At 50.5% G+C, this 12,609-nt stretch carries 13 protein-coding genes; all 13 read left to right on the top strand.

Annotated elements, in window-relative coordinates; all coding sequences use genetic code 11:
• The first annotated feature begins 9 nt into the window (after nucleotides 1–9).
• The 13 genes from QWY22_RS15735 (at nucleotide 10) to QWY22_RS15675 (ending at nucleotide 12,235) form a co-directional block, all read left to right on the top strand.
• On the top strand, nucleotides 10–960 hold the full coding sequence (locus tag QWY22_RS15735; RefSeq protein WP_407072326.1) for a FecCD family ABC transporter permease: 951 nt from the start codon (nucleotides 10–12) through the stop codon (nucleotides 958–960).
• 1 nt (nucleotide 961) lies between these two features.
• Nucleotides 962–2,425: an adenosylcobinamide amidohydrolase gene (locus QWY22_RS15730; protein WP_300981768.1), complete on the top strand. Its 1,464-nt coding sequence runs from the start codon at nucleotides 962–964 to the stop codon at nucleotides 2,423–2,425.
• Nucleotides 2,419–3,372, top strand: a complete 954-nt coding sequence (gene cbiB / locus QWY22_RS15725) for an adenosylcobinamide-phosphate synthase CbiB (protein ID WP_300981767.1) — start codon at nucleotides 2,419–2,421, stop codon at nucleotides 3,370–3,372. The genes QWY22_RS15730 and cbiB overlap by 7 nt, the downstream gene beginning before the upstream one ends.
• A complete protein-coding gene (gene cobD / locus QWY22_RS15720) occupies nucleotides 3,359–4,438 on the top strand; it encodes a threonine-phosphate decarboxylase CobD (RefSeq protein ID WP_300981766.1) in 1,080 nt (359 codons plus the stop codon). The genes cbiB and cobD overlap by 14 nt, the downstream gene beginning before the upstream one ends.
• The gene (locus QWY22_RS15715; protein WP_300981765.1) at nucleotides 4,420–4,968 is read left to right on the top strand and encodes a bifunctional adenosylcobinamide kinase/adenosylcobinamide-phosphate guanylyltransferase; all 549 of its coding nucleotides are present in this window, start codon (nucleotides 4,420–4,422) and stop codon (nucleotides 4,966–4,968) included. Before cobD ends, QWY22_RS15715 begins: the two co-directional genes overlap by 19 nt.
• 4 nt (nucleotides 4,969–4,972) lie before the next feature.
• Nucleotides 4,973–6,427, top strand: a complete 1,455-nt coding sequence (locus tag QWY22_RS15710; RefSeq protein ID WP_300984410.1) for a cobyric acid synthase — start codon at nucleotides 4,973–4,975, stop codon at nucleotides 6,425–6,427.
• Nucleotides 6,424–7,194 (top strand): adenosylcobinamide-GDP ribazoletransferase, encoded by a 771-nt coding sequence (gene cobS, locus QWY22_RS15705; protein WP_300981764.1) that lies wholly within the window; start codon nucleotides 6,424–6,426, stop codon nucleotides 7,192–7,194. Before QWY22_RS15710 ends, cobS begins: the two co-directional genes overlap by 4 nt.
• A complete protein-coding gene (locus tag QWY22_RS15700) occupies nucleotides 7,167–7,751 on the top strand; it encodes a histidine phosphatase family protein (protein ID WP_300981763.1) in 585 nt (194 codons plus the stop codon). The genes cobS and QWY22_RS15700 overlap by 28 nt, the downstream gene beginning before the upstream one ends.
• Nucleotides 7,703–8,128: a bifunctional adenosylcobinamide kinase/adenosylcobinamide-phosphate guanylyltransferase gene (locus QWY22_RS15695; protein WP_300981762.1), complete on the top strand. Its 426-nt coding sequence runs from the start codon at nucleotides 7,703–7,705 to the stop codon at nucleotides 8,126–8,128. The genes QWY22_RS15700 and QWY22_RS15695 overlap by 49 nt, the downstream gene beginning before the upstream one ends.
• On the top strand, nucleotides 8,103–8,690 hold the full coding sequence (locus QWY22_RS15690) for a cob(I)yrinic acid a,c-diamide adenosyltransferase (protein ID WP_300981760.1): 588 nt from the start codon (nucleotides 8,103–8,105) through the stop codon (nucleotides 8,688–8,690). The genes QWY22_RS15695 and QWY22_RS15690 overlap by 26 nt, the downstream gene beginning before the upstream one ends.
• Complete coding sequence (locus QWY22_RS15685; protein ID WP_300981759.1) at nucleotides 8,683–9,165, top strand: ECF transporter S component; 483 nt, start codon at nucleotides 8,683–8,685, stop codon at nucleotides 9,163–9,165. Before QWY22_RS15690 ends, QWY22_RS15685 begins: the two co-directional genes overlap by 8 nt.
• Nucleotides 9,165–9,848: an alpha-ribazole-5-phosphate synthase gene (locus tag QWY22_RS15680; protein ID WP_300981758.1), complete on the top strand. Its 684-nt coding sequence runs from the start codon at nucleotides 9,165–9,167 to the stop codon at nucleotides 9,846–9,848. The genes QWY22_RS15685 and QWY22_RS15680 overlap by 1 nt, the downstream gene beginning before the upstream one ends.
• 248 nt (nucleotides 9,849–10,096) lie before the next feature.
• Nucleotides 10,097–12,235, top strand: coding sequence for a (Fe-S)-binding protein (locus QWY22_RS15675; RefSeq protein WP_053167041.1), 2,139 nt, complete (start codon nucleotides 10,097–10,099; stop codon nucleotides 12,233–12,235).
• Nucleotides 12,236–12,609: the final 374 nt, after the last annotated feature.

The following is a 12,609-nucleotide window of genomic DNA, read 5'->3' as shown; positions in this document are numbered from 1 at the left end:
TTCATTCTTTTGGGAGGGGCTGTACTGCTGGGAGTAACGGTCGGAACAGTGGCGATTTCACCGGAAGTACTGTGGAATCCGAAATCGGATGAAACAGCTGCCAATATTTTATGGAACATCCGAATGCCCCGCGTGGTGTTGGCTGGCCTTGTAGGAGCTTCGCTGGCAATTGCCGGAGCGGCTTTCCAAGGCTTGCTGAAAAATCCATTGGCCGACCCTTACACTTTAGGAGTGTCATCCGGCGCCTCAGTCGGCGCTGTCATGACGCTCTTTTTCGGTATTTCAGTCCCGTTTTTAGGAAACTATACATTGCCGGTCATGAGCATGCTTGGAGCTTTGGCGACCATGTTTGCTGTCATGTCATTTGCGAAACTGGTCGACCGGTCGATGAAAATGGAAACGGTCATCTTGACGGGAATCATTTTCAGCTCTTTTCTCGGTTCAGTCATTTCATTGATGATTGCATTGACAGGAGAAGAGCTTCGCCAAATCATCGGCTGGCTGCTTGGCAGCGTGTCGATGCGCGGCTGGCCCTATGTCCAGATGTCTCTGCCATTTATGCTGATCGGCTCGTTTTTATTGTGGCTTCAGCGCCGTGAACTGAATGCGATGCTGTTCGGGGAAGAACGCGCCCAGCATTTAGGGGTGGATGTGAAAAAGAGCAAACTGATGATTTTAATCAGCGGCTCCCTGCTGACCGGGTCGGCAGTGGCCGTTTCGGGCACGATCGGCTTTGTTGGATTGGTGGTGCCGCATATGACGCGCCTCGTCTGGGGCTCGGACCACCGCCACGTATTGCCGCTGTCTTTTATTAACGGAGCGGCCTTACTGATCATCTGCGATTTGGTATCGCGCACCATCATTTCGCCGACAGAATTGCCGATCGGCGTCATTACCGCATTTATCGGAGCACCGGTCTTTGCATTCATCTTTTTCCGGCAACGCAAAGGAGGGAAATAACATGCTCAGCATTACAGAACTGGTTGGCGGCTATGGAGAAAAAAATATCGTCAATAACATTTCATTCCAAGTCGAAAAAGGGTCGATTCTTGGCATTTTAGGGCCAAACGGCAGCGGAAAATCCACGTTGATGAAATTGATGAGCGGCATCTTGCCGGCAAGGGGCGGCAAGATTGAAATCGAAGGGAAATCACTTGCGGACTTCGGCGCTAAGGAACTGGCTAAGCAAATGGCGGTGCTCCCGCAGCTCCATGCCCATGCTTTTTCGCATACCGTCCGTGAAACCGTGTCACTCGGACGCTATCCTCATCAAAGCGGCTGGTTTTCCTCCTGGTCGGATGAAGACGAACAAGCAGTTCTAGAAGCGATGCGCTTGATGAATATCACGCATTACGAAAATACATTGATTGACCAATTGTCCGGCGGGGAACAGCAGCGCGTGTTTGTCGCGCAGGCCTTGGCCCAAAACGCGAACATCCTCTTGCTGGATGAACCGACCAACCATTTGGACATCAACCACCAAAAGGAATTGCTCGATACCATCAAAAAGCAGGCAATCGAAAAAGAGCTGACGATCGTCTCGATCTTCCATGACATCAATATTGCTTCTATCTACTGCGACCAGCTGCTGCTGCTCGATGAAGGGCGCATTGTCCGGATGGGCGAGCCGCATGAAGTGGTACGGGAAGAAGATATTGAAGCGGTTTACCAGACGCGCATCAGCAACTATCCGCATCCGGAATTGCCGAAGCCGCAAGTGACTTTGTTGCCGGGAGTCAGCCGGCAAGCGGCGGAAACGACGATACGTGCCAGCGACTTTATCTTATCGCCTCAGATGGTGCTGTTTCAAAGCCAGGCGCCGCTCAAGACGGTTTCTTCAGCGGTAATCAATGCAGGTGCTGGCTGGTTCCGCACCTTTATCAACCGGCATGTCGACATGACCTATAATATCGACAACAGCTTCTTAGAAATGACGGGATTTATTGAAGAACTGGGATTTAAAACGACAGATACGGTCGGCATGATGACGGCTGTCCGGACAGAAGATGCCATTGTAAAAGAATACGAAGCACTATTTGGTTCGGTTGTCATTGCTGTAACGGCCGGAGTGGGAAATGCAGTGGACGTTTCCAAAGCGCTCGAACGTGAGGTACGGGTTGGAACCATCAATACCTGGATTATGGTCAACGGCAATTTATCGGATGAAGCCTTTATCCAGGCGATGATCACGGCTACAGAAGCAAAAACGAAAGCGCTCCACGAAGAGCAAGTGACAGATCCCTTGACCGGCACTTTGGCCACAGGGACATCGACAGACAGCATCCTCGTTGCCGCCACCCAGCAAGGCGAATACCTGCCGTATGCTGGGCCGATTACGGAACTTGGCAAACTGATCGGTTCAGGTGTGTTCGAATGCACAGTCGAAGCAATTGAACTGTACCGGGAGAGAAAAGGAGCATGGTAAGCCATATTCTGGCCATTGGCTGTGGCTTGCTCCTCGACCGCATTATCGGAGATCCGCCAAATTGGCCGCATCCGGTGCGCTGGTTCGGGACAATCATTTCAAAACTAACGAAAAAATGGAATCATGGACCCCATGCTTTTCGAAACGGTTTTGGGCTTGTTGCCATTGTTGCTGCTAGCGCTTTCGCGGCCAGCTATTTGCTGATTGCCGGAGCGGCTGCCATTCACTGGGGCTTTGGTTTTCTTGTGGAGACGGTTTTAATCGCTGCGGGTCTGGCGCAAAAAAGCCTGCGCGATGCAGCGGAAGAGGTCTACCGGCCTTTGCTCCATAAAAACTGGGACCAGGCAAGAGAAAAACTGTCCTGGATCGTCGGCCGGGATACGGTGCATCTGGATGAAAGTGAAATTACCCGCGGCGTGGTGGAAACCGTTTCGGAAAACACAAGCGACGGCGTCACAGCACCGCTGTTTTGGGCTTTTTTGCTCGGCGCGCCAGGGCTTTGGCTGTATAAAGCTGTCAACACCTGCGACTCGATGGTAGGCTATAAAAACGAGGAATTTTCACAGTTTGGCTTTGCCTCGGCGCGCCTGGATGATGTCTTAAATTTCATCCCAAGCCGGATAACGGGTGCGATTATCCTGCTGGCAACACGCAACAAAAGAAGACTGACCTTGCGGCAGCGTTTTGGGGAATGGGCGCAGGATGCTCGAAAACACCCAAGCCCGAACAGCGGCTGGCTCGAAGCAGCTACGGCTGTCCAATTGGGCATTCAATTGGGCGGCGTCAATACATACAAAGGGATCCAATCGGTCCGTGCCCGTATGGGAACACCGGTTTACGCACTGCAGGCACGGCATATTAAAGACGCCGTTCGCCATATGCATATCGCAACAATTTGGTTTTTCATTCTTTTTGCTATAGGAGGGCTGATCATTGAACTTGCCTGACCACGGGGCGAACCCGCAGCGTTTATATGAAAAAATGGGAATGGAGCGTCCTCCGAGGATTCTGGATTTCAGCGAAAATGTCCATCCGTTCGGACCGCCGGCCTTTATCAAGGAAAGCTGGCAGTCGATGCAACACCTCATCACTTCTTATCCGGACCCGGACGGCGAGCCGTTCCGTAGTGCGGCAGCCCATTACCATGAAGTGGAGCCGGACCGGGTGATTGCCGGAAACGGCGCAGCGGAGATTTTCACCTGGCTGGCACGCCGCTACCGCGGAAAGTGCGTGGTACTGATTGAACCCGCTTTTTCCGAATACCGCAAAACACTGGAAGCGGAAGGCGCGGAAATCAAAGCGATCCAACTAACCGCTGCAAACGGCTGGCGCCTTGAAATTGAACAGGTCGCACAAGCCGCCAAAGAGAGCGCTGCTGTTTACATCTGCAATCCGCACAATCCGACTGGCCGGCTTCTGCAGCGATCTGAACTGTTGAAAATAGCTGAAATGTGTTCCAAAGCGGGCTGTGAACTGGTGCTTGATGAAGCGTTTATCGATTTTGTAGGAGAAGAATTTTCGCTGATTCCACTACAAAAAAACCTGGAACACGTCATCATTGTCCGCTCGATGACAAAAATGTACGCCGTTCCGGGACTGCGTCTCGGCTATGCACTCGGGAAACCGGAAATGCTGGATGAATTAAAACAAGGCGCTGCCCACTGGAACGTCAATGCAATTTCAGCCCATATCGGGGCCGGCTGTTTGAAAGAACAGGCTTACCGGGAGCAGGTCGTAAAAGAAGCTATCGAGGAACAAAACAAAATGGTTTGTTTTTTAACCGGAAACGGTTGTGAAACAACTGATTCTTCGGCAAACTTTCTGGCATTCCGGCTGCCGCATGGAAAAGATGCAGACCGCTTTTTCGAGGAGCTGTTAGCTAAAGGGATTGTGCTCCGCCATACGAAATCATTCCGCGGCATGGACGGCCAATGGTTCCGCATCGGCATGAAATCGGCCGGTCAGATGGAAGAACTGAGAGGAGCGATTACGCAGTGGCTGCAGGACAACTAATTTTCGTCAGCGGCGGGGTTAGAAGCGGGAAAAGTGCCTGGGCAGAAGGGCTAATCCGTGAAACGCCTGCCCAGAGAAAAGTGTACCTTGCCAGCGGACGGGCAAATGACGCAGAAATGGCAGAGCGGATTCAGCGCCACCGCGACGACAGGAAAGAACACGGCTGGCATACGATTGAACGACCGCTCCAGTTGGAACAAGCGATTCCGGAAATCGCTCCGGAAGATGCGGTTTTATGGGATTGCGTCACCACTTGGCTCGCCAATGAGTTATACGAAGGCTGGGAGCGGGGGAATCCTTGTGTGGACCGTCAAGACTGTATGGAACAAAAATGGGCGGAATTGCAAAAGACCGTCGAGCAAATCCGGAATCGGTCAGCGCTGCTCGTCATCGTATCGAATGAAGTGCTGGATGATTTTATCCGCGACCGGACGTATCAGCAATGGCTCGGAAGAATTCATCTCTGGCTCGTGGCCCAATCGAACCGGGCATATGAAGTGGAAAATGGAGTGGCTTACAGAAGGAAGTGATGAAATGCAGGGAATCATGGTTCAAGGAACTTCATCCGACGTTGGAAAAAGCATGATTTGTACGGCTTTTTGCCGCATCATGGCTGAAGGGGGCTATCGGGTCGCACCGTTCAAATCCCAGAACATGTCAAACAACTCTTACGTTACAGTATGGGGAGAAGAAATCGGACGGGCTCAAGGTATACAGGCTGAAGCGGCTGGAATTATTGCGACCGTCAACATGAATCCGATCCTATTGAAGCCTGAAAGTGATATGAAATCGCAAGTCGTGCTGTTCGGCAAAGAAATGGCCGCTATGGATGGCATGGATTACCGTCAGCACTTTTATAAGCAAGGTTTGGAAGCGATTGATCAGGCGCTTTTGAATCTGTCGCAAGACTTCACCCATCTTGTCATCGAAGGCGCCGGCAGCCCTTCTGAAGTGAACCTGAACGACCGGGAATTGGTCAATATGGCGGTTGCCGAGCGTGCAGACGTTCCCGTGATTCTGGTGGCGGATATTGAGCGCGGCGGCGTTTTCGCTTCCATTGTCGGTACATTGGCGTTGATGCCCCATCCTGAACGCGTAAAAGGGCTGCTGATCAATAAATTCCGCGGAGACCTTCGGCTCTTTGAAGACGGTGTCGCTTTTTTAGAATCGTATACAGGCATTCCGGTTCTTGGGGTGATTCCGTATTTGCCTGAGCATGGCATCGAACAGGAAGATTCGCTCGGGGTCCGTGAACTGGCCAAAGCGGCTTCGCAGCGGCCGATTGATATTGTGGTCTTAAAGCATCCCTATTTATCGAATTTTACGGATATTGAAGCTTTCTTAAAAGAACCCGATGTGTCGGTGCGCTGGGTCGAGCTGGTGAGTGAAATTGGCCAACCAGATGTGGTCATTCTTCCGGGAACGAAAAGCACCATTGCGGATCTGCGCTTTTGGAAGAGCCAACAGCTTGAAGAAGCGCTTAAAGCGCTGCCGGATGAAACGCGGATTGTCGGTTTATGCGGCGGCTTTCAAATGCTCGGGGACTATTTGTCGGACCCCTTTGGACATGACGGGCTTAAAGTGGAAGCAGAACAGGGATTGTCAATTGTGCCGGGCATGGAGACATATTTTTCAGAAGAGAAGTTTGTGCAGCGCCGAAAAGGGATGGTCAGGTTAGAAAAAGCCGATGTCCCGGTAGAAGGCTATGAGATTCACACGGGCCGTTCCACAAGTATATTTCCGCCATTGATCCAGTACGGAAAAGACAGTGAAGGATACCTCGAAGGAAGGATAATCGGCACGCATCTGCACGGCCTATTTGATGGACCGGAATTCCGGCGTGCTTTTCTTGCGCCGCTGCGGAAAGCGAAAAATCTTCCGGAGCCAGCCGTTTCGAAGGAAATCGACCGATACGCTGCTTGGGCGCAGCATGTAAAGCGGCATATCAACTGGCAAGCGGTCGAAGAGCTGATGGAGGCGAAAACATGATGCAGCACCTTGGCAATGGAATCGCCTTGGCTTTTCAATTTTTCTCGGTGTTGCCGGTAAGGAAAGAATTGCCGCTTGAAAAGAAAGACGTTACCGCCATGTATGCAAGCTTGCCTTTATTAGGGGCCTTGCTGGGCTGCACTTCTATGATTATCGCTTCCGTGTTGAGAGACTATACGGAAGCGAGCCCGCTGCTTGCGGCTTTTCTGATTGTATTCTTTTTAGCGGCAGCGACAGGCGGTTTGCATTTGGACGGCCTTGCCGATGTGGGCGATGCCTATTTCTCTTATCAGGACAGAGAGCAGCGCCTGGAAATCATGGGCGATCCGCGAATTGGGGCTTTCGGAACAATGGTCCTGCTATTCGCAGTTCTCGGCAAAATCATTGTTGCGGCCGAACTGATTGATGAATTGCCGCTTGTTGTGCTCATTCTCACACCTGTGCTGTCGAGAACAGGCCTGCTATTGCTGTTTAGTACGACCCAAAGCGCCAAAAACAACGGACTCGCTTCTTTTTTCCGCCAGCGTGCGGATGTTAAGTGGCTGCTGTTCGCTGCTTGCCTGTATTTATTCATTAGCGGAGGCCTGCTGATTTATTGGATAGGGCTTGTGCCGACTGCTGTTATTCTTTTGAGTTTCCTGTTCGTACTCTGGGTTTACCGGAAATGGTGCTTGCGCCAATTTGGTGGTGTGACCGGCGACTTGTTTGGTACTTATATAGAAGGGGCTGAACTGCTTTTATGGACCGTGCTTTTATTCTTCATCTGATCCGCCACGCACCGACAAAAGGCAATGGCTTAAAACAATACATCGGCTGGACGGATGAAGCTGTGCTGCCTTTTTCGACAAATGGAAGCCCTGACGTCCAAAACGTCTGGGGCAGCGACTTGCTGCGCTGCCGGCAAACCGCCGAACATCTTTTTCCAAATGCTGATTATCATGCGGATCCGGGCTTTCGGGAATGCCATTTCGGCGAATGGGAAAAGAGAACGTATGATGAATTGAACAGGGACCAGCGCTACCGGGACTGGATTGACAATCCGATCGATTTAGCGCCGCCTGGAGGGGAAAGCCTTGCTGACGTTATGAGTCGGGTGGACCGGGCAGTCCAGGGTCTTCCGAAAGGAAATGAGTTTTATATTGTCGCCCACGGCGGACCGATCCGGTATTTATTAGCAAAAGCCAGCGGGCAGAATTTCAGGCAGCAAACCGCGCTTCATGGGCATTGCTACACGCTGGTTTGGCAAAACCGTAAAGCATACGAGGAGGGAGCCCGATGCACATCGTGTTCGGTGGAGCCTTTAATGGCAAACGCCAATGGGTAAAAGAATTGGTTGGAAATCGTGAACACGTCTGGCTGGAAGGCGAATTGCCGGACGAAACGGCTCCATTTGTTGTTGTTGCTGGACTGGAAGAATGGGTAAGAGCCCAGCTCGAAAACGGGATGGACGAACAAAAAATCCGGAACCTGGTGGACGGAGCGGTTTGCAAACAGCCGTTTAACCGCCAGCTCTGGATTTTGACCGATATGAACCGGGGCATCGTTCCGGTGGATCCACTGGAACGGCAGCTGCGCGACGTCATCGGGCGGCTGTATCAAGAGCTTTTCAAAAGAGCCGAACAGGTAATACGGATTTGGTACGGCATACCACAAACAATCAAAGGAGCGGATGGACATGAAAATTTACACGAAAACCGGTGACAAAGGGCAAACAAGTTTAATTGGGGCACGCACGGACAAAGATGCACCGCGCGTTGAAGCATACGGCACCATTGATGAAGTCAATTCGTTCATTGGCAAAGCGATGACAGAACTCGATCCGGAGAAGTTTCCCGATTTGCTGGCCGACCTGGAAGCGATTCAAAATGAGTTGTTTGATTGCGGAGGCGATTTGGCAGATGTCCGCAAAGAACCTCAGTATAAAATGACCGAAGAGCCGGTTGAAGTGCTGGAATCGCGCATTGACGATTTGATGGAAGAACCGCCGCTATTGGAACGCTTTATTTTGCCAGGCGGCTCGCCGGCAGCAGCGACGCTCCATATCGCCCGCACGATTACGCGCCGGGCAGAGCGCCAGACGGTAACTTTGGCCAAAGCGGGAGAAGAGTTCCCTGTGGTCGTCCAGCGCTACTTAAACCGCTTATCGGATTATTTATTTGCCGCTGCCCGCGTCGCGAATTCACGGGTCGGCGTTCCGGACAACGAATATGTGCGCAGCGCAAAAGTGTTCAAAAATGGCGGACGTGCGAAGAAGCATGACTAAGTTATCGACACATAAAATCACGTTGGCCGCTTTGTTCATCAGCTTAGCGGCTGTCGGCGGCATGATCAAAATTCCGCTCGGGATCGCTTCGATTGCACTCGATTCCTTGCCGGCATTGGTGGCAGTGCTGTTCCTGTCTGCGCCGCTTGCGGGAACGGTCGCGGCACTCGGCCATTTGATCTCTGCTTTGTTCGGCGGCATGCCGCTCGGGCCTTTCCATCTCATTATCGCGCTTGAAATGTGGGCGGCAGTCTGGATTTTTGCCAAATTGCACACCGGCGGCAAAAACGTCTTGAAATGGCCGGTGTTTGTTCTATGCAATGGCTTACTGGCAGCTCTCCCGTTTTACATCTTGTTGTCTCCCGCCTTTTTCTACGCATCCGTGCCAGGCTTGCTGATAGCCGCGTCAATCAATGCAGCAGGAGCGGCCATTGTTATGCCGTTTATGAATAAAGTCGGAGAGAAGGTCTGGTAATGCGCCATGAACTGAAAATCGGTGAATGGGTGATCACATCCGATAATTCCGCCGCTATTGGAGAAAAACCGCAGGACGCTGTGGCTGCGCCCGACCGAGTAACAGCTAAATTTGCTGCGCGTGTCGCGCTGCTTGAACAATGGGCCGCCGGAAGCGAACCGGAAGTGATTCTCCTTCATAACTTCAGCGGTGAGGCTCAGTGGGGGCGCTACGTCGAAGGCATCAATGAGCAGTTCAAGGAAATCGGCATCAAAACACCGCAGCTAACCGGAAGTTCTGAAACGAATATGCCAACTTTGCAATCAGGGGTAGCGGTAACGATGCTTGGCCGGCAAAAAAGAGAACTTCCTGCTGAAGGCCTGCAGTGGTTTATTTATGGGAAACCTTTGGTGGGGCCGGATGTGCTGAATAAAAGAGAGCAGATTGCAGACGTCAGGAAAATCTATGATGCGCTGAACAAAGGCATCATTGAAAGGGTCTGGCCAGTCGGTTCAAAAGGAATCGCCAGCGAGGCAGAACGGCTGCTGAAACGAAAGCTGGATTTGTCGGAAGAAGTCGACTCGGAACTTTCCGGAGGGCCGGCAAGCTGCGTGCTGATCGGCGTCCGGCCGGAGCAGATTAGAGCGATGAAGCAGCATTTTGGTGCATATGTATATTCATTAGAGACTGAAACACCACGCTGAGTGGTGTTTTTTTTAGGCCATTTATTCTATGAGCAGATATTTGGTGGCTATGATCACTCTCGCCGATTGCAGGGTTTATTTTGATTCGATTTTGTATATAATAAGAAATTGTAAACCCTTTCATATTATCTATTGACTGAATGCTCATTCATATTTAATATAGAACATAGTATCGACAATCTTTTAACAGTCACGTAGACTTTGTATAAGGAATTTTTGGAATTTACAAACACAAGGGGGATATCATAATGGAGCCATTGCTCATAGCAAACTGGGTATTGTTTCTTGCAATCACGTTTTATGCAGTGTACCTGTTTCTGTATTTGCTGAAAACCAGGTATGATTTCATAAAGCTCGGCAAGAAAGTGGAGTTTGAAGAAAACTTCAAAGAACGTTTCCGTAAAGTCATGGTCAACGTCTTTGGCCAGAAAAAGTTAATGAAAGACAAGAAGAGCGGGACGATCCATGTGATGTTCTTCTACGGGTTCTTGCTGGTACAGGCAAGTGCCATCGATTTTATCATCAAAGGCTTGGTTCCAGGAGCGCATTTGCCGCTTGGACCGCTCTACCCGGCCTTCACGTTTTTCCAGGAAATTGTGACATTGACAATCCTAGTTGCTGTTGTCTGGGCATTTTACAGACGCTACATTGAAAAGCTTGTCCGCTTGAAGCGCGGCTGGAAATCCGGTCTAGTGCTGATTTTCATCGGCGGCTTGATGGTTTCCGTTCTTGTCGGAAATGGTGCAGGCATGATTTGGCAAGGGCATGAAACCGCTTGGACTGAGCCGGTTGCATCGGTATTTGCCACATTGTTCTCTGGGCTTCCTGCAACTGCAGCAGCCGCTATTTTCTACGTTATGTGGTGGGCGCATCTTTTGTTCCTATTGACATTCTTGGTTTACGTGCCGCAATCAAAGCACGCCCACTTGATTTTCGGACCGGTCAATACATGGTTCCACCGAGTGGACCATGTCGGCCGCTTAAAGCCGATCAACTTTGAAGAGATGGAAGACGAAGAAGATGAAGATGCCATGCCGTCATTCGGCGTCGGCAAAATCACGGATTTCAGCCAGTCTCAAATGATCGATTTCTACGCTTGCGTGGAATGCGGACGCTGTACGAATATGTGTCCGGCAACCGGCACAGGAAAAATGCTGTCGCCGATGGATTTGATTACCAAACTTCGCGATAACTTAACGAATACCGGAGCGGTAATGACCCGCCAAAAACCTTGGGTGCCTGCAATGGCCTTCAACAATACAAAAGGCAACCAGTTGGCGATGGCTGCCGGTGCTGAAGGAATCAGCATCGATGAACTCTACAGCCCGAGCCTGATCGGAGACGTCATCACAGAAGAAGAAATCTGGGCGTGTACAACTTGCCGCAACTGTGAAGACCAATGTCCAGTAATGAACGAACACGTCGATAAAATCATCGACCTTCGCCGTTACTTAGTTATGACGGAAGGGAAAATGGATAAAGATGCTCAGCGTGCGATGACCAACATCGAAAAGCAGGGCAACCCATGGGGCCTTAACCGCAAAGAAAAAGAAAACTGGAGAGATGCAGCGCCTGACGTCAGCATCCCGACAGTAAAAGAAATGAACAAAGCCGGCGAAGAATTCGAATTCCTGTTCTGGGTTGGGTCAATGGGTTCATTCGACAGCCGTTCACAAAAAATTGCCATCTCGTTCGCACGCTTGATGAACGAAGCTGGTGTGAAATTCGCGATTCTTGGAAACAAAGAAAAGAACTCCGGAGATACACCGCGCCGCCTAGGAAACGAATTCCTGTTCCAGGAGCTGGCAACGGCGAATATCAAAGAATTTGAAAAAGCGGAAGTCAAGAAAATCGTAACGATCGATCCGCATGCATACAATATCTTCAAAAACGAGTATCCGGACTTCGGATTTAAAGCGGAAGTTTACCACCACACCGAAATGCTGTTTGAATTGGTGCAGGAAGGCCGTTTGAAACCGCAATTCCCGGTAAATGAAAAAATCACGTTCCATGATTCCTGCTACCTCGGCCGCTACAATGACGTTTACGATGCGCCTCGGGAAATCCTGAAAGCGATCGAAGGCGTCGAATTGGTCGAGATGGTCCGTAACCGCCAGGACGGCATGTGCTGTGGAGCCGGCGGCGGATTGATGTGGATGGAAGAAGATGCAGGCCACCGCGTCAACGTTGCCCGTACCGAACAAGCGCTTGAAGTGAACCCGACGATGATTTCTTCCGGCTGTCCGTACTGCCTGACAATGTTGTCAGATGGAACAAAAGCGAAAGAAGTCGAAGACAAAGTCGGCACATACGATGTCGCAGAATTGCTTGAAATGGCAGTTATCGGCAACCGTACTGCCCAATTAGAACCGGCAACGATTCAATAATAATTGCCAAAAGAGAGAAAATTCTATAAGATGGAACTATAAAGCAAGAAAATGAAAGGGAGTCCAAAGCTCCCTTTTGTTTTGAATTAAAACCGAGCGAGCGTTCAGTCAATTTTATTGGCCGAACAGCATTCGGCCAATAAAATTTGCGACGAAGCAACGGAGCGAAGCGAAGTGATGCAACGCTCTTTCATGTTTCGAAGCAGCGAAGCGATGCAGAAACAGAGGCAATAGTGTTAAGCGATGCCTAAAATTTTTGAACAGGCACTTTATCTGCGTTCGGGAAATCTTATCTGCGATAAGACAATACTCGACATCAGCAGCAAGGAAAGACTCATATATTTTTTAGACAAACATGAAACCGTTTACAAAGG

It is taken from the genome of Planococcus liqunii (assembly GCF_030413595.1).
GTDB lineage: Bacteria > Bacillota > Bacilli > Bacillales_A > Planococcaceae > Planococcus > Planococcus liqunii.
The sequence above is the reverse complement of the archived record's forward strand: the minus strand, read 5'-3'. Positions and strand labels throughout refer to the sequence as shown.